General features: G+C 70.4%; 12 protein-coding genes. 8 read left to right on the top strand and 4 right to left on the bottom strand.

The annotated features are described in order from the left end of the window. Nucleotides 1-10 precede the first annotated feature (10 nt). Nucleotides 11-1,270, top strand: a complete 1,260-nt coding sequence (locus BJ992_RS09560; RefSeq protein ID WP_184979589.1) for an SAM-dependent methyltransferase — start codon at nucleotides 11-13, stop codon at nucleotides 1,268-1,270. Nucleotides 1,271-1,315: 45 nt separating this feature from the next. On the opposite strand, the gene BJ992_RS09565 is transcribed toward BJ992_RS09560, so the two are convergent. After that, nucleotides 1,316-2,863 (bottom strand): long-chain-fatty-acid--CoA ligase, encoded by a 1,548-nt coding sequence (locus tag BJ992_RS09565; protein ID WP_184979591.1) that lies wholly within the window; start codon nucleotides 2,861-2,863, stop codon nucleotides 1,316-1,318. A gap of 181 nt (nucleotides 2,864-3,044) precedes the next feature. Here BJ992_RS09565 and BJ992_RS09570 point away from each other — a divergent pair, with 181 nt between their 5' ends. Both BJ992_RS09570 and BJ992_RS09575 read left to right on the top strand, forming a co-directional pair. Beyond that, the gene (locus tag BJ992_RS09570; protein WP_184979593.1) at nucleotides 3,045-4,592 is read left to right on the top strand and encodes a GMC family oxidoreductase; all 1,548 of its coding nucleotides are present in this window, start codon (nucleotides 3,045-3,047) and stop codon (nucleotides 4,590-4,592) included. 52 nt (nucleotides 4,593-4,644) lie between these two features. After that, nucleotides 4,645-5,925 carry a cytochrome P450 gene (locus BJ992_RS09575; RefSeq protein ID WP_184979595.1) on the top strand — a complete coding sequence of 427 codons (1,281 nt, stop codon included), beginning with the start codon at nucleotides 4,645-4,647 and terminating at the stop codon, nucleotides 5,923-5,925. Nucleotides 5,926-5,974: 49 nt separating this feature from the next. Here BJ992_RS09575 and BJ992_RS09580 read toward each other — a convergent pair whose 3' ends face one another. Then, nucleotides 5,975-7,654: a hypothetical protein gene (locus BJ992_RS09580; protein WP_184979597.1), complete on the bottom strand. Its 1,680-nt coding sequence runs from the start codon at nucleotides 7,652-7,654 to the stop codon at nucleotides 5,975-5,977. A gap of 457 nt (nucleotides 7,655-8,111) precedes the next feature. On the opposite strand from BJ992_RS09580, the gene leuS reads away from it, so the two are divergent. Further along, nucleotides 8,112-10,604 carry a leucine--tRNA ligase gene (gene leuS, locus BJ992_RS09585; protein ID WP_343072971.1) on the top strand — a complete coding sequence of 831 codons (2,493 nt, stop codon included), beginning with the start codon at nucleotides 8,112-8,114 and terminating at the stop codon, nucleotides 10,602-10,604. A 189-nt stretch (nucleotides 10,605-10,793) separates the two neighbouring features. On the opposite strand, the gene lexA is transcribed toward leuS, so the two are convergent. After that, nucleotides 10,794-11,504 carry a transcriptional repressor LexA gene (lexA, locus tag BJ992_RS09590; RefSeq protein WP_184979600.1) on the bottom strand — a complete coding sequence of 237 codons (711 nt, stop codon included), beginning with the start codon at nucleotides 11,502-11,504 and terminating at the stop codon, nucleotides 10,794-10,796. Between the two features lie 584 nt (nucleotides 11,505-12,088). On the opposite strand from lexA, the gene nrdR reads away from it, so the two are divergent. The 4 genes from nrdR to BJ992_RS09610 all read left to right on the top strand — a co-directional run bounded on the left by nrdR (nucleotide 12,089) and on the right by BJ992_RS09610 (nucleotide 16,833). Beyond that, on the top strand, nucleotides 12,089-12,568 hold the full coding sequence (gene nrdR / locus BJ992_RS09595; RefSeq protein ID WP_184979602.1) for a transcriptional regulator NrdR: 480 nt from the start codon (nucleotides 12,089-12,091) through the stop codon (nucleotides 12,566-12,568). Nucleotides 12,569-12,651: 83 nt separating this feature from the next. Then, the gene (locus BJ992_RS09600; protein ID WP_184979603.1) at nucleotides 12,652-15,534 is read left to right on the top strand and encodes a vitamin B12-dependent ribonucleotide reductase; all 2,883 of its coding nucleotides are present in this window, start codon (nucleotides 12,652-12,654) and stop codon (nucleotides 15,532-15,534) included. Nucleotides 15,535-15,614: 80 nt separating this feature from the next. Continuing rightward, on the top strand, nucleotides 15,615-16,022 hold the full coding sequence (locus BJ992_RS32115) for a hypothetical protein (RefSeq protein ID WP_221474739.1): 408 nt from the start codon (nucleotides 15,615-15,617) through the stop codon (nucleotides 16,020-16,022). Between the two features lie 13 nt (nucleotides 16,023-16,035). Next, nucleotides 16,036-16,833 carry an MBL fold metallo-hydrolase gene (locus tag BJ992_RS09610; protein WP_184979605.1) on the top strand — a complete coding sequence of 266 codons (798 nt, stop codon included), beginning with the start codon at nucleotides 16,036-16,038 and terminating at the stop codon, nucleotides 16,831-16,833. Between the two features lie 84 nt (nucleotides 16,834-16,917). On the opposite strand, the gene BJ992_RS09615 is transcribed toward BJ992_RS09610, so the two are convergent. Further along, complete coding sequence (locus tag BJ992_RS09615) at nucleotides 16,918-17,085, bottom strand: hypothetical protein (RefSeq protein ID WP_184979607.1); 168 nt, start codon at nucleotides 17,083-17,085, stop codon at nucleotides 16,918-16,920. Nucleotides 17,086-17,289: the final 204 nt, after the last annotated feature.

The following is a 17,289-nucleotide window of genomic DNA, read 5'->3' on the forward strand; positions in this document are numbered from 1 at the left end:
GGTTGGTTCGATGACACTCGCCCAGATCTTCGAGAAGGTCGTGGGGCCCGAGGCGGCCGTGTCGTTCTCCGCCTATGACGGCAGCAAGGCGGGACGTGCGGACGCCGAGGTCCACATCGAGGTGAAATCCCCCATCGCGATCGCGTACCTCGCGCAGGCCCCCGGGGAAATGGGCCTGGCGAGAGCGTACGTCGCGGGGCATCTCGATGTGCAAGGCGACATGTACACCCTGCTGTCGCAGATGGCGTCGGTCACGCTGGACGATCTGCCGATGCGCGAGAAGATCGCCGTCGCGCGGTCGCTCGGCGTCAAGCCCCTGCTGATGCGGGTGCCGCCGCCGCCGCAGGAGGTGCGCCGCAGCACCATGGCCAAGCTCGGCAGCCGCCACGCCAAGCAGCGCGACGCCGAGGCGATCCACCATCACTACGACGTCTCCAACCGCTTCTACGAGTGGGTGCTCGGCCCGTCGATGGCCTACACGTGCGCGGTGTTCCCCGAGGAGACCTCCTCGCTGGAGGAGGCGCAGTTCGCGAAGTTCGACCTCGTCGCCAGGAAGCTCGACCTGAAGCCCGGCATGCGGCTGCTCGACGTCGGCTGCGGCTGGGGCGGCATGGTCATGCACGCGGCCAAGCACTACGGCGTCAAGGGCCTCGGTGTCACGCTGTCGCGCCAGCAGGCCGAGTGGGCCCAGAAGGCCATCGCCGAGGCCGGGCTGTCGGAGCTCGCCGAGGTGCGGTTCCTCGACTACCGCGACGTCACCGAGTCCGGTTTCGACGCGGTCAGCTCCATCGGCCTGACCGAGCACATCGGCAAGGACCAGCTCCCCTCGTACTTCGGCTTCCTGTACGGCAAGCTCAAGCCCGGCGGCCGCCTGCTGAACCACTGCATCACCCGGCCGACCGGCAAGGAGCGCACGATCAACAAGGGCGGTTTCATCAACCGCTACGTGTTCCCCGACGGCGAGCTGGAGTCGGTCGGCCATCTCATCCGTGAGATGGAGGACACCGGCTTCGAGATCCGGCACGAGGAGAACCTCAGGGAGCACTACGCCAAGACCCTGGAGAAGTGGTGCGCCAACCTCGACGCGCACTGGGACGAGGCCGTGCAGGAGGTCGGCCAGGGGACCGCGCGGGTGTGGCGGCTGTACATGGCGGGGTGCGTCGTGGGGTTCGAGCGCAACAAGGTGCAGCTCCACCAGGTGCTCTCGGTGAAGCTCGGCGACGGTGGCGAGTCCGGGGTGGCGCTGCGGCCGTCCATCGGCTGGCCCTGATCGGTGTGGCGGGGACGGCGGGCCGGCGGCTCGCCGTCCCCGGCGTCAGCGCAGCTCGCGCTTGAGGATCTTGCCGCTGGCCGTCATCGGGAACGATTCGCGGAACTCGACCAGGCGCGGGTACTTGTAGGACGCCATGTTCTCCCGGCACCAGTCCACCAGCTCCTGCTCGCCGAGTCTCGCCCCCTGCCGAAGGATCACGTACGCCTTGATCTCCTCGCCGTGCGAGGGGTGCGGCACGCCGGCGACCGCGGCGAGCGAGACGGCCTCGTGTGTCATCAGCACCTCCTCGATCTCACGCGGGTACACGTTGAACCCACCGCGGATGATCATGTCCTTGGCGCGGTCGACGATGAAGTAGTAGCCGTCGGCGTCCTTGGTCGCGATGTCGCCGGTGCGGAACCACCCGCCGCGCACGGCCTCCCGCGTGGCGTCGGGCCGTCCGAGGTAGCCCTTCATGACGTTGTGGCCGCGGATGGCGATCTCGCCGGGCCGGTCGCCGTCGATGTCGTTCCAGTCGGGGTCGACCAGCTTCATCTCGACCCCCCAGATCGGGGTGCCGACGGACCCCGCCTTGGCGGGCCTGCCGGGCTGGTTGAAGCTCGCCACCGGCGACGTCTCCGACAGGCCGTACCCTTCGAGCACCGGCACGCCGAACGTCTTGCCGAAGTCCTTCAGCACCTCCACCGGCAGCGACGCTCCGCCGGACACGGCGGTGTGCAGGCTGGAGGGCACGTCGGCGGCGCCGGTGTGGATGGCGGTCAGCATGGCCCAGTACATCGTCGGCACGCCGGCGAACATCGTGACGCTCTCGTCGCGCATCAGCCGCAGCGCCTGTTCGGGTTCGAACCGCGGCACGAGCACCAGGGTGGCGCGCCGCCGCAGCCCGAGGTTCATCACCACCGTCTGGCCGAACGAGTGGAACAGCGGCAGCGTCGCGAGGAACACGTCATGCGGGGTGCGCTCGAACATCTGGTCCGACACCAAGGCGTTCATCAGCATGTTCTGGTGGCTCAGCTCGGCACCCTTGGGCTGGCCGGTGGTGCCGCTGGTGTACAGGATCACGGCGGTGTCGTCCGGCGCGGTCGCCACGGTCTCGAACGTGCCGGACCTGCCGTCGAGCGCCGTCCACAAGGTCTCCACGCCGTCGATGCCGGACTCGGTGGCGAACGGCGTGGCCGGCAGCAGGAAGAAGTTCTCCGCGTCCTCAGCGCTCACCACCTCGCGGAAACCGGCGTGTCCGCGCTCACCGAGCGGCAGTTCCTGTGTGCCCTCGAAGCAGAACATCGCACGTGCGCCACTGTCGCGCAGGTGGTAGGCGATCTCCCGCGACCGCAGCAGCACGTTCAACGGCACGACCGTGGCGCCGGCCTTGAGGATGCCGTAGTAGACGAACGGGAAGTACGGCAGGTTGGGGCACGCGAGCGCCACGGTGTCGCCACGGCCGATCCCCCGTGAGACCAGCAGGTTGGCCACCTGGTTGGCCACCGTGTCCAGCACGGAGTACGGGATCCGCACGTCCCCGAGCACCACCGCGTCACGGTCGGGGCACTCTCTGGCGCTGTCCTCCAAGATGACCGACAGGTTGAGCATCGCTGCGTTCCTCCAGTTCTGCGGGGTCTCGGGGCTGTCGAGACGCTTGCCCGCTTGCGGATTGCGCGCAATCCTGGCAGCCGAGGGCTACTAATCGGTAACGGCCATGGACGGCCGGTGTCCCGGGGGCGTAATTACGGGGAGGCAGGTGGTGACCTTTCCCCCAGCGGAGGGCCGGAGGATGCAATACGACTACGTCATCGTGGGTGCGGGCTCGGCCGGCTGCGTACTCGCGGCCCGGCTCACCGAGGACCCGTCGGTGCGGGTGTGCCTGCTGGAGGCCGGCGGGCCCGACCGCAAGACCGAGATCCGTGTCCCCGCGGCGTTCTCCAAGCTGTTCAAGACCGAGTACGACTGGGACTTCTCCACCGTCGCGCAGGACGGTATGGCGGGCCGCGAGCTGTACTGGCCGCGCGGTCGCACGCTCGGCGGCTCGTCCGCCATCAACGCGCAGATGTGGGTGCGCGGCCACCGCGCCGACTACGACGGCTGGGGTCTGCCGGGCTGGTCCTACGACGAGGTGGTGCCGTACTTCAAGCGGGCCGAGCGGCGCACCGGGTCCAACCACGGCGACGTGTACGGCACCGGCGGCCCCATCCACATCAGTGAGCTGCGTACCCCCAACGTCGCCACGGCGGCCTTCCTGCGGGCCTGCGAGGAGGCCGGTCTCACGCGCCTGCCGGAACTGAACGGCCCTTCCAACGAGGGGTTCTCGCCGACCCCGGTGACGCAGCGCCGCGGCCGCAGGTGGAGCTGCGCCGACGCCTACCTGCGTCCCGCCATGCGCCGTCCCAACCTCACCGTGCTGACCGGCGCGGAGGCCCGGCGCGTGCTGTTCGACGACGAGGGCCGGGCCACGGGGGTGGAGTACGGCGACGGCGGCCGCGTCACCGCGGCGCGTGAGGTCCTGCTCTGCGCCGGCGCCGTCGGCTCGCCGTACCTGCTGCTGCGGTCGGGGGTGGGGGATCCGGACGACCTGCGTGCCGCCGGCGTGGAGCCGCGGCACGAGCTGCCGGGGGTGGGCCGCGGCCTCAGCGACCACCTGGCGTGCGGCATCGTGCTGACCTGCCCGAAGCCCGTCACGCTCGCGGCGGCCGAGTCGGTCGGCAATCTCCTGCGTTTCCTGGTCGCCGGTCGCGGCATGCTCACCTCCAACGTCGGCGAGGCGGTGGCGTTCGTACGCTCGGATCCCGGCGAGCCGGCGCCTGACCTGGAGCTGGTGTTCGCTCCGGTGATCTTCGACAACCACGGCCTGACGCCGCCGCCGGGTCACGGCCTCACCATCGGGGTGGTGCTGCTGCGGCCGGAGAGCCGGGGCCGCGTCACGCTGGGGCCGGACGGCCAGGTGCTCATCGACCCCCGCTACATGACCGAGGAGAGCGACGTGCGGCGCATGGTGGCCGGCCTCAGGAAGGCCAAGGAACTGTTCGCCACGCCGTCGCTGAAGCCGTACGCGGGGGAGCCCGTGGCGCCGTACGACGGCTCGGAGACCGACGAGGAGCTGGCCCGGCTGGTGCGCGGCAGGAGCGAGACGCTGTACCACCCGGTCGGCACCTGCGCGATGGGTCTCGGCCCCGGCGCCGTCGTCGACCCGTCGCTGCGCGTCGTCGGCGTGCCGGGTCTGCGCGTGGTGGACGCCTCGGTGATGCCGTCGCTCAACCGTGGCCACACCCACGCACCCACCGTCATGATCGCCGAACGGGCCGCGGATCTCGTCAGGGCCGGGTGAGGCGGATCACGGCCGTTTGACGTAAGTGCACGCTTTTCTCAATCATTGAACGATGACCGTGGAAAAACCGCAGGAGCGCCTGCCGATCACCTCCTGCGAGCAGATCGACCTGTCGGACTGGGACTTCTGGGCCCGCCCCATGGCCGAGAGGGAGCACGCCTTCGAGCTGCTGCGCGAACGGGACACCCCGATGTTCTTCGCCGAGCCCGAGGTGTCGTACGCGCCGCCGGGACAGGGGTACCACGCGATCGTGCGGCACGCGGACATCCTCGCGATCAGCCGTGCCTCCGAGGTGTTCAGCTCGGCGGCCGGCGGCGCCACCAACATCAACGACATGCCGCCGGAGTTCACCGAGTACTTCGGCTCGATGATCAATATGGACGACCCCCGGCACGCGCGCCTGCGCCGCATCGTGTCCCGGGCCTTCACCCCCAAGATGATCCAGAAGTTCGAGGAGGACGTGCAGGTCGCGGCCTCCACCGTGGTGGACGAGCTGCTGGAGAAGGGCCCCGGCTGCGACTTCGTGAGCGAGGTCGCGGCCCGCCTGCCGCTGAAGATCATCTGCGACATGATGGGGATACCGGAGAAGGACTACCGGTTCGTCTACGACCGCTCCAACATCGTGCTCGGCGCGTCCGACTCCGAGTACGTCCCGAACGCCGACATGGAGAGCATCGCGACCGCGCTGCTCACCGCCGGCGCCGAGCTGCAGCAGCTCGTGCAGGAACTCGCCGCCGAACGCGCCGAGAAGCCGACAGGCGACCTCATCTCCGCGCTGGTGAACGCCAACCTCGACGGCGAGCGGCTCACCCTGCAGGAGCTCGGGTCGTTCTTCATCCTGCTGGTGGTGGCCGGCAACGAGACCACCCGCAACGCGATCTCCCACGGCCTGCTGCTGCTCACCGCCAACCCCGGCCAGAAACAGCTGTGGTTGTCCGACATCGACGGCCACGCGCCGAAGGCCGTCGAGGAGATCGTGCGGCTCGCCTCGCCGGTCAACTACATGCGGCGCAAGGTCACCCGCGACATCACCGTGAACGGCGTGGACTACCGCGAAGGCGACAAGGCCGTCATGTTCTACTGGTCGGCCAACCGGGACGCCGCCGTGTTCGACGACCCCTACCGGTTCGACATCACCCGCGACCCCAACCCGCACGTCGGTTTCGGCGGACCGGGGCCGCACTTCTGCCTCGGCGCGCACCTGGCCCGCCGTGAGATCACCGTGATGTTCCGCGAGCTGCTGACCCGGGTGCCGGCCATCGAGGCCGGACGGCCCAAGCGGCTGTTCTCCAGCTTCATCAACGGCGTCAAGCACATGCCGTGTGAGTTCTGAGTGAGTTCTGAAGCTCTGCCGTGCCGTGCCCCCGAGGGGGCACGGCCGGTCAGGAGACGCCGGTGAAGGGACGGATGGAGGTGAAGACGGTCGTGACGTCCGGCAGCAGCGCCTTCTTGGCCTCCGGCACCGCCATGTAGACGATCGACGGCAGATCGGCGCCGGTGCTCACCGCCGCGACCACCATCGTCGTCTTCTGCTCGCCGGCCGTGACCTGGTACGCCACCACGCGTGCGGGCTTGCCTCCCGCCGTCAGGCGCTGCTCGGCCGTCTTGACGACCTTGTTGCCCTCGGGGAAGAACTTGCCGCGCGCGGCGAACGCCACGGCGCTGATCACCGGGGTGAGGTTCTGCGGCTCGTCGGGGGAGTACTTCGAGCCGAGCGACTTGGCGAGCGGGCCCGTCATCAGCTGAGCGAACTGCGGCTTGCCGGCGGTGTCCTGGCCGGCGGGGACGTACTGGCGGGTCTCGAAGCCGTACGTCGTGCGGATGTGGTCGGTGCGCGTGTCGAGCCGCCACTGGCCGCCGAGCCGCGGGACGTTCAGCCCGGCGGCGTCGTCGCTCACCGTGCCGGCCACCGGTGACGCCGTGCCGCGGTACTTCGGCAGCCTGGTCGCCGCCGGCGGTTTGGCACTGGCGGACGGCTTGGCCGCCGGCGGGGACGCGGCGCCGCTCGCTCCGCCGTCCCCCGACGCGCTGCCGCTCTCCGGCGCCGAGCGCAGCGGGCCGGCGAGAAAGGCCCACAGCAATGCGGCGACCAGCGCGACCGCGACCGAGGCCACCAGCGCGAGCAGCCACACCCGCTTGCCGCCGCCACCCTCGTCGTCCTGGGCCTCGCCGATCGCCTCGTAGTTGTCGCCGAAGACGGTGTTCCACAGCTGCTGCTGGCGCTCAGGCGGCGGGGTCTTCGGCCCGCTGATCTGACCGGCGGTGACGAACCGCCTCTCGGGGTCCTCAGGACCGCCACCCGGGCCGTTCTCGGGCCGTCGCCTGCGGCCGGGGGCCGGCGCGGTGCGCGCGGGGGCCGCCGCCTCGGCGAGCCGCACGGTGGTCTCGGTGCCGGGTGGGGTGTACTGGCGCGCGGCGGGGCCGTCCTGCTGAGGGCCGGACGGCTGGGGGGTGTGGTGCTGGGGACCCGTGGGCTGAGGGGTGTGGTGGTGCGGGCCGGACGGCTGCGGCGTGTACTCCTGCGGGCCGGTCGGCTGGGGGGTGTGGTGCTGAGGGCCGGACGGCTGAGGGGAGTACTCCTGCGGGCCGGTGGGTCGCGGGGTGTACTGCTGGGGGCCGGTCGGCTGCGGCGTGTACTCCTGGGGGCCAGTGGGTCGCGGGGTGTACTGCTGCGGGCCGGTCGGCCGAGGAGCGTACTGCTGGGGGCCGGTCGGCTGGGGGGTGTGGTGCTGGGGGCCGGTCGGCTGCGGCGTGTACTCCTGGGGGCCGGTGGACCGAGGGGTGTACCCCTGCGGGCCGGTCTGCGGCGGGTACTGGTGCGGGCCGGAGGGCTGAGGCGCGTACGCCGGCGGGGCCGGGGTGTCGTACCGCTGGGGACCGGTGGTGTGGGGGCCGTGATCGGGGTGGCCGGCGTGCTGCGGGGGACCGGGGAGCCGGGGGGCCGGGTCCTGGCGGGACGAGGAGGACGGGGGAGCGGACGGCGGTGGCATCTCCGGCCACGGCGGAGGACTCTCCGGCCACGCCGGGGCCCGTGTGGGCCGGCTGGTCTGCTCAGGTGCCATCGCGGGCGAACCTCCCGAAATCATGCCCGGATTGGGGGTGCTCGGCATGATCTCATGTGGAGCGGGGTGGTCCGCAGGAGAATCGAAGAATGGTTCCCGCAGTCTCAGGCCGTGGGGATCGGTGGGCGGATCCTGCATCGGCAGGTCCTCCCCCGGGATTTCCAGGCCACGTCCTGGCCCATACGAGTTCACCACAGCGGAAAGCGTAAACTAAAGGTACATACGGGGCACAACGGATCTATCACCTTCGGATCGCTATGTGTGCTCATTCCGATCACTGGCGTCGGTGGTACTCCGAACGCCACGAACGCGCTTTGCGCGCTGCGCTACCCTTGAGCTATGCGTGGCGGGACCCTGCTTCTTGGCCGGCCGCGTCGAGCGCGCTGAGACGCGGGTCGACGCGGCTGCCCCTCGTGCTGAACGGGGGGTTTATTTATTGCCTCGGACCGATCAAGCCATCCGCGCCCCAGATGAACCGAAGGACGAGACCGTGAGCGACGAGCAGTACGATCCGCAGACGCTGCAGCCCAAGTGGCAGCGCCGCTGGGAGGAACTGGACCCCTACCGGGCCGGCGGGGAGGACGACGAGCGTCCCCGCAAGTACCTGCTCGACATGTTCCCCTACCCGTCCGGCGACCTGCACATGGGGCACGGCGAGGTCTTCGCGATCGCCGACGTCGTCGCGCGCTACTGGTTCCACAAGGGGTACAACGTCCTGCACCCCATCGGCTGGGACTCCTTCGGCCTGCCGGCCGAGAACGCCGCGATCCGCCGCAACGCGCACCCCGCCGAGTGGACGTACGCCAACATCGAGACCCAGGCCACGTCCTTCAAGCGGTACGGCATCTCCTTCGACTGGTCGCGCCGCCTGCACACCAGCGACCCCGGGTACTACCGCTGGAACCAGTGGCTGTTCAACCGCTTCTTCGAGCGGGGTCTGGCCTACCGCAAGGGCGGCCTGGTCAACTGGTGCCCGCAGGACCAGACGGTGCTGGCCAACGAGCAGGTCGTCGCCGGTCACTGCGAGCGGTGCGGCGCCGAGGTCGTGCGCCGTGAGCTGACCCAGTGGTACTTCAAGATCACCGACTACGCCGACCGCCTGCTGGACGACATGGCGCAGCTGGAAGGCGGCTGGCCCGAGCGCGTGCTGACCATGCAGCGCAACTGGATCGGCCGGTCCGAAGGCGCCGACGTCGCGTTCGAGATCGAGGGCCGCGCCGAGCCGGTCACCGTGTACACGACCCGGCCCGACACGCTGTACGGCGCGACGTTCTTCGTGGTGGCCGCGGACGCGCAGCTGGCCGAGGAGATCGTCGCACCGGAGCAGCGTCCCGCGCTGGAGGCCTACCGCGCCGAGGTCGCCAAGCTGAGCGACATCGAGCGGCTGGCCACCGACAAGGAGAAGACCGGCGTCTTCCTCGGACGGCACGCGGTCAACCCGGTGAACGGCGAGCGGATCCCGGTGTGGGCCGCCGACTACGTGCTGGCCGACTACGGCCATGGCGCGATCATGGCGGTGCCGGCCCACGACCAGCGCGACCTGGACTTCGCGCTGAAGTTCGGCCTGCCGGTCCGGGTCGTCGTCGAGACCGGCCTGCCCGACCCCGCCGAGACCGGCGCCGCTACGCCGGGGGAGGGCCGCCTGGTCAACTCCGGGCCGCTGGACGGGCTGACCAAGGCCGAGGCCATCGCGCGCATCGTCGAGATCCTCGGCGAGCGCGGCACCGGGGCCGCCGCGGTCAACTACCGCCTGCGCGACTGGCTGCTGTCCCGCCAGCGCTACTGGGGCACGCCGATCCCGATCATCCACTGCCCCGACTGCGGCGAGGTGCCGGTCCCCGACGACCAGCTGCCGGTCACGCTGCCCGACCTGCGCGGCGAGGCGCTGGCGCCGAAGGGTGTGTCGCCGCTGGCGAGCGCCACCGACTGGGTGAACGTCGCGTGTCCCAAGTGTGAGGGCCCGGCGCTGCGCGACACCGACACGATGGACACCTTCGTCGACTCCTCGTGGTACTTCCTGCGGTACTGCTCGCCGCAGCTGGAGACCGCGCCGTTCGACGTCGAGCAGGTGCGCCGCTGGGGGCCGGTCGACCAGTACGTCGGCGGCGTCGAGCACGCGGTGCTGCACCTGCTGTACTCGCGGTTCTTCACCAAGGTCCTGCACGACATGGGCATGGTGGACTTCACCGAGCCGTTCCTGCGCCTGCTCAACCAGGGGCAGGTCGTCAACCAGGGCAAGGCCATGTCCAAGTCGCTGGGCAACGGCGTCGACCTCGGCGAGCAGATCGACAACTTCGGGGTGGACGCCGTACGGCTGACCATGGTGTTCGCCGGGCCGCCTGAGGACGACATCGACTGGGCCGACGTGTCACCGGCGGCGTCGCAGAAGTTCCTGAGCCGGGCCTTCCGTGTGATGGCCGAGGCCGGGGCCGCGTCCGCGCCGGGGGCCGGCTTCTCCGGCGGCGACATCGAGCTGCGCAAGGTCGTGCACCGCACCGTCGACGAGGTGACCCGCCTGGTCGAGTCGCACAAGTTCAACGTGGCGGTCGCGCGCACCATGGAGCTGACCACCGCCGCGCGCCGCGCCATCGACAGCGGCCCTGGCGCCGCCGACCCGGCGGTCCGCGAGGCGGCCGAGACCCTGGCGGTGCTGCTGTCCCTGGTCGCGCCGTACTGCGCCGAGGAGGGCTGGGAGCGTCTGGGCCACGGCCCCACGGTCGCGACGGCCCCCTGGCCGGTCGCCGACCCCGCTCTGCTGGTGCAGGAGTCGGTCACGTGCGTCGTGCAGGTCGCCGGCAAGGTGCGTGACCGCCTGGAGGTGCCACCCGGCGTCTCGGACGCCGAGCTGCAGGAGCTGGCCCTGGCGTCGGACAAGGTGCGGGCCTACCTCGACGGCAGCCCGCGCAAGGTGATCGTGCGCGCACCCAAGCTGGTCAACATCGTCCCCTGAGGCCGGCATCACGGCCGGCACCATGGTCGGCATCACGTCCGGCATCACAGTTGGCACCATGGTCGGCACTGAGGCCGGTCGCCACTGCGGCCGGCACAGGGCCAGGGAGACACCGAAAAGCCGGGTCAGCCACTGCTGACCCGGCTGGTGGTGGTCCGACCCGGCGGGGGGCGGCCTGGCGGGGTGGGCTCAGAGCTTGCGCAGGACGGCGGTGACCTTGCCGAGGATCGTGGCCTCGTCGCCGGGGATGGGGTCGTACACGGCGTTCTGCGGGACCAGCCAGACGTGGCCGTCCTTGCGCTTGAAGGTCTTCACGGTGGCCTCGCCGTCGATCATCGCGGCGACGATGTCGCCGTTGTCGGCGACCGGCTGCTGGCGCACCACGACCCAGTCGCCGTCCGCGATGGCGGCGTCGATCATGGAGTCGCCGGCGACCTGGAGCAGGAACAGCGTGCCCTCGCCGACGAGCTGCTTCGGCAGCGCGAAGACGTCCTCGACGCGCTCCTCGGCCAGGATGGGACCGCCGGCGGCGATGCGGCCGACCAGCGGCACGAACGCCGCGGCGGGCCGGGTGACGAGCGGCTCCTCCTCGCCGTCCACGGGGTCGACCCACAGCACGGGCTCGCCGGGGAGGCGGACCTCAAGGGCACGGGGCCGGTGGGGGTCGCGGCGGAGGTACCCCTTGCGCTGGAGCGCGGTGAGCTGGTGGGAGACGCTGGAGGTGCTGGTGAGCCGGACGGCCTCGCCGATCTCGCGCATCGACGGCGGATAGCCGCGCTGCTGCACCGAGTCGCGGATCACCTCGAGGATCTTGCGCTGCCTCGGGGTGAGACCGAGTTCGTCACGCCTGCGCACCGCCAGGTCGCTGGCGACCGTGCCGATCGCGTCCTGCTCACTCATGAACTCCTCCTCACCGCGCGCCGGTGAGGCGCTCGGTCCGTGGCAGCCGCCCCGTCCGGCCGCCGTGTGCCTGCCCTGCCTGCCCTGCCTGCCCTACCTGCCATGCCGCCTACACGCGACAATAACTCTGTTGAAGATCGTCATCAAACTGGTGTTCGAGAAACATGCCCCTGAGCGGGCACGATCGTGTCCGCCATCGTACGGGAGTTCGATCGCTCTCGTGTTCGACTTCTGCGATCTTATGCCGGGTGGGTGTCGAAGTCGATCACGCGCGGCGCCTGTTCGTAAGGTTCCCCCGGTGGTGTCCCGGCGGCGTCGCGGTCGAGGCGTCCGAGTCCTGGGGTGCAGGTGGGGCCGTGGTTGCGACACGCCGCCATCGGGGCCCGTTGCCGCTGCTGGGGAGGGTGTTTCGAGCGTAGGGGTCGCGCCGACTTGCGTTCATGGTGCGGCACTCCTACGGTTGGACCACAACATCTAGTAGTTACACCGATGTGGTTCACCATAGGTTGTGTTTCTGTCGGCGCACCGGGTAGTCAACGGGTAAGTGCGCCGGCCTGCTTCCGCATGCGGCGGGGAGGTGGCACGTGCACTGTCCGTTCTGTCGTCATCCGGACACCCGGGTCATCGACAGCCGTTCCACCGAGGACGGCGCGGCGATCCGCCGCAGGCGCACCTGCCCCGAGTGCGGACGCCGGTTCACCACCCAGGAGACCGTGCTGCTGATGGTCAGCAAACGCAGCGGGGTCACCGAGGCGTTCTCCAGGGACAAGGTGATCGCCGGGGTGCGGCGGGCCTGCCAGGGCCGGCCCGTCGGCGAGGACTCCCTGGCGCAGCTCGGCCAGCGGGTCGAGGAGAGCATCCGGGCCACCGGGGCCGCCGAGATCCCGGCGCACGAGGTGGGCCTCGCCATTCTCGGGCCGCTGCGCGAGCTGGACGAGGTGGCCTACCTGCGGTTCGCCTCGGTGTACCGCGGCTTCGAGACCCTCGCCGACTTCGAGGCGGAGATCGAGCAGCTGCGAGCCGCGCGGGACGCCAGGGCGGCCGGCCGGGAGGCACCGGCCTGACGGTGACCGGTCCCCGCGGGGACTTCGGCGGTGTGACGACGTGTTTCGTACAACGTGGGCCTGGGCCCCGGAAGGGGGAGATCATGACGGAGACGGTGAGTGGCTCAGTGGGACGCGGGGGTAAGCGCGCCCCCAAGGGCTTGAAGATCAGGCGTATCCACACCACCCCCGGTGTGCACCCGTACGACCAGGTGCGCTGGGAGCACCGTGACGTCGTGATGACCAACTGGCGGGACGGCTCGGTCAACTTCGAGCAGCGCGGCGTGGAGTTCCCCGACTTCTGGTCGGTGAACGCCGCCAACATCGTCACCACCAAGTACTTCCGCGGCGCCGTCGGCACGCCGGTGCGCGAGCGCAGCCTCAAGGAGCTCGTCGACCGCGTGGTCGGCGTGTACACCCGCACGGGCCGCGAGCACGGCTACTTCGCCACCGAGGAGGACGCCGAGATCTTTGACCACGAGCTGAAGCACGCCTTGATCCACCAGGTGTTCAGCTTCAACTCGCCGGTGTGGTTCAACGTCGGCACCGCCTCGCCGCAGCAGGTCAGCGCGTGCTTCATCCTGGCGGTCGACGACCAGATGGAGTCGATCCTGGAGTGGTACAAGGAAGAGGGTGTGATCTTCAAGGGAGGGTCGGGCTCCGGCGTCAACCTCTCCCGCATCCGGTCCAGCAAGGAGCTGCTGTCCAGCGGCGGCACCGCGAGCGGCCCGGTGTCGTTCATGCGCGGCGCCGACGCCTCCGCCGGCACCATCAAGTCCGGCGGCGCCACCCGCAGGGCCGCCAAGATGGTCGTGCTCGACGTCGACCACCCCGACATCGAGGAGTTCATCGAGACCAAGGCCCGCGAGGAGGACAAGATCCGCGCGCTGCGCGACGCGGGCTTCGACATGGACCTCGGCGGCCGTGACATCGTCTCGGTGCAGTACCAGAACGCCAATAACTCCGTCCGCGTGTCCGACGAGTTCATGCGGTCCGTCGAGTCCGGCGGCGACTTCGGGCTGCGGGCCCGGCTGTCCGGCGAGGTGATCGAGCGGATCGACGCCAAGTCGCTGTTCCGCAAGATGGCGAAGGCCGCGTGGGAGTGCGCCGACCCCGGCGTGCAGTACGACGACACGATCAACGACTGGCACACCTGCCCCGAGACCGGCCGCATCACCGCGTCCAACCCGTGCTCGGAGTACGTCCACCTGGACAACTCCTCCTGCAACCTCGCCAGCATCAACCTGCTGAAGTTCCTGCGCGACGACGACACCTTCGACGTCGACCGGTTCGTCAAGCTGACCGAGCTGATCATCACCGCGATGGACATCTCGATCACCTTCGCCGACTTCCCGACCAGCAAGATCGCCGAGACGACCCGCGCGTACCGCCAGCTCGGCATCGGGTACGCCAACCTCGGCGCTCTGCTCATGGCCACCGGCCACGCCTACGACTCCGACGGCGGCCGGGCCGTCGCCGCGGCCATCACCAGCCTGATGACCGGCGTGTCCTACCGCCGCAGCGCCGAGCTCGCCGCCATCGTCGGCCCCTACGACGGCTACAAGCGCAACGCCACCGCGCACAAGCGCGTCATGCGCAAGCACGCCGCCGCCAACGACTCCTTGCGTGCCGCCGACGAGCTCGACCGGCCGATCCTCGCCGAGGCCACCGGCCAGTGGCAGGAGTGCCTGAAGCTCGGCGAGAAGCACGGCTACCGCAACGCGCAGGCGTCGCTGCTCGCGCCGACCGGCACCATCGGCCTGATGATGGACTGCGACACCACCGGCATCGAGCCCGACCTGGCCCTGGTCAAGTTCAAGAAGCTCGTCGGCGGCGGTTCCATGCAGATCGTCAACCAGACCATCCCGCGCGCGCTGCGCCGGCTCGGCTACCAGCCCGAGCAGGTCGAGGCGGTCGTCGAGTACATCGCCGAGCACGGCCACGTCATGGACGCGCCGGGTCTGCGCACCGAGCACTACGAGGTGTTCGACTGCGCCATGGGTGAGCGGGCCATCGCCCCCATGGGCCACGTGCGCATGATGGCCGCCACGCAGCCGTTCCTGTCCGGCGCGATCTCCAAGACCGTCAACCTGCCGGAGTCCGCCACCGTCGAGGACATCGAGCAGGTGTACCTGGAGGGCTGGCGCCTCGGCCTGAAGGCCCTCGCCGTCTACCGCGACAACTGCAAGGTCGGCCAGCCGCTCTCGATCGCCAAGAAGACCCCCGAGAAGGCCGCCGAGACAGTCGCCGAGTCAGGCGCCGAGCAGGCCCCCGAGCCGGTCGTCAAGGTCGTCGAGGTGAACCGCCCCACCCGCCGCCGCCTGCCGAACCAGCGGCCGAGCAGCACCACGCGCTTCACCGTCGGCGGCGCCAAGGGCTACATGACGGCGTCGTCCTACCCCGACGACGGCCTCGGCGAGGTCTTCCTCAAGATGTCCAAGCAGGGCTCCACCCTGGCCGGTGTGATGGACGCCTTCTCCGTCGCCATCTCCGTCGGCCTGCAGTACGGCGTCCCGCTGGAGACCTACGTCAGCAAGTTCGTCAACATGCGCTTCGAGCCGGCCGGCATGACCGACGACCCCGACATCCGCATGGCCGCCTCGGTCGTCGACTACATCTTCCGCCGCCTGGCCCTCGACCACCTCCCCTACGACGACCGCGCCGCCCTAGGCGTCTTCTCCGCCGCCGAGCGCGCCGCGCAGCAACGAGGCGAGGACCCCGCCACGGCCCCCGAGGTCATCGACACCGCCGCCCTGGCCCAGTCCGCCCCCATCGAGCCCCCGTCCACCCCCGCCGACCCCGCCACGCTCCACCTGGTGGCGGCTCCCGAACCCACCCAGAACCACAACGGCACCGCTCCCGCTCTGGAAAGCCACCAGGGCCGCACCGCCGACGCACCGCTGTGCCTCACCTGCGGCACCAAGATGCGTCCCGCCGGCAGCTGCTACGTCTGCGAGGGCTGCGGCAGCACCAGCGGCTGCAGCTGACCGCCGCGCGCACCTGCCACATTCGGACGGCGGACCTTCCGGGTCCGCCGTCCGTCGTGTGATTCCGTTAGCATCGGCGCGTGAGCGATGAACCGGTTATGTCGGCGGCGGGGGAGCGGTCTCCGCTGGCTTGGGACGGGGAGCCCGCGGCGCGGCTGGGTGAGGGGGACCTCGCTCAGGCGGTCGCGTTCCTTGAGAACCTTTCCGCCTCCTCGCCGGGGTTCCTCGGGAGGTCCGCGGGAGGTGACGGCGACGCGGGGGTGACGCGGGACGTCCGGCTCGCCATGCCTGAGGCGCTGGTCGCGGCGGTGCGGTCGCGGGCCGGTGAGGAGGGGTTCGAGCGGTACGTCGTGGCGGCGGTCACGCGGCAGGTGGAGCTCGACCTGCGGGAGGAGCTGGCGGCGTTGATCGGCGCCGAGCACGAGCCCGTCTCGCCGGAGGAGTTCGCTCACCTGGACGCGGCGCCTGAGACCGGGCCGCGGCCCTAGCGGCTGACGGCCGATGGTGCGATGGGCCGAGGTCGGCGACGGGGTGCTGGTGCGGCGGCACGACGAGCTCGATCTGTCGCTCGGGCTGGTCGTCGGTGAGCACGGATGCCTGGTGGTGGACACCGGGGGTGACCAGACGCAGGGTGCGGAGTTCGCCGCCGCCGTACGTGAGGTGACCACGCTGCCGTGGACGGTCGTGGTCACCCATGGTCACTTCGACCACGCCTTCGGGACGGCGGCGTTCGGGGACTGCGAGGTGTGGGGGCATCCTGGGTGTGCCGCCGAGCTGGTGAGCGGTGGTGAGCGGCAGCGGGCCTTCTGGGTGGAGCACTATCGAGCCGCGGGACGGGACGATGTCGCGCGGCGCATCGAGGGAACGCGGGTCGTGGCGCCGCAGCGGCTCGTCGCCGGGGAGGCGGAGATCGACCTCGGGGGACGGACGGTGCGGCTGCTGCATCCGGGGCCGGGGCACACGGGACATGACCTGGTGGCGCACGTGCCGGACGCCGGTGTGGTGTTCGCCGGGGACCTGGTGGAGCAGGGGGCTCCGCCGGCGTTCGAGGACGCGTTCCCCCTGGCGTGGCCGACGGCGGTGCTGCGGCTGATGACGCTCGGGGCCGCCACGGTGGTGCCGGGGCACGGCGATCCGGTGGACGTGGCGTTCGTGGCGGCGCAGCGTGCGGAGCTGCTACGGGTGGCGGCGTTGTGCCGGGCCGTCGTGGCGGGGGAGATGACGGCGGAGGAAGCCCAGGCGCTCTCGCCGTACCCCGAGCGGTTCACGGCCGACGCACTCGGCCGCGCGTCCTTGTGATCCGCACGGATCGGTATGTCTGTGCGCGCACGGCCGAGTGCCGGGTCGCGTGGACACGGATGGTGCCGGGTCGCGCCGAACCGGTCAGGCGGCCGGGGTGGGGCTGCCGGGGAAGCGGACGATGTTGCGGCCGGTGTAGGACTGGAGATGGACGACCTTGGGGTCCCTGGTGTGGCGGCGGGGGTGGGCCGTGCGGATGTCGCGGACCTTGGGACGGGGTGCGTAGGCGGGTACGGCGGTCAGCCTTCTCATGGAGTCCCCCCGGCGTGATTTCTTCGTTACAGAGATGTCTACAGAGGTTGTCGTAAGACTATTGTAAAGATCTCTAGTACGGGAGCGGACGCCCCGACGGGGAGCGCAGATCCAGCGCGAACCCGTCCGTGGCGCGGCGGGTCGCACGGCGCCGGCTCACTCTGACTCGCCTCATCACGGTCTCCCTCCGGGTCGAGCAAGCGA

The organism is Sphaerisporangium rubeum, from assembly GCF_014207705.1.
In the GTDB taxonomy this organism is placed as follows: Bacteria; Actinomycetota; Actinomycetes; order Streptosporangiales; family Streptosporangiaceae; genus Sphaerisporangium; species Sphaerisporangium rubeum.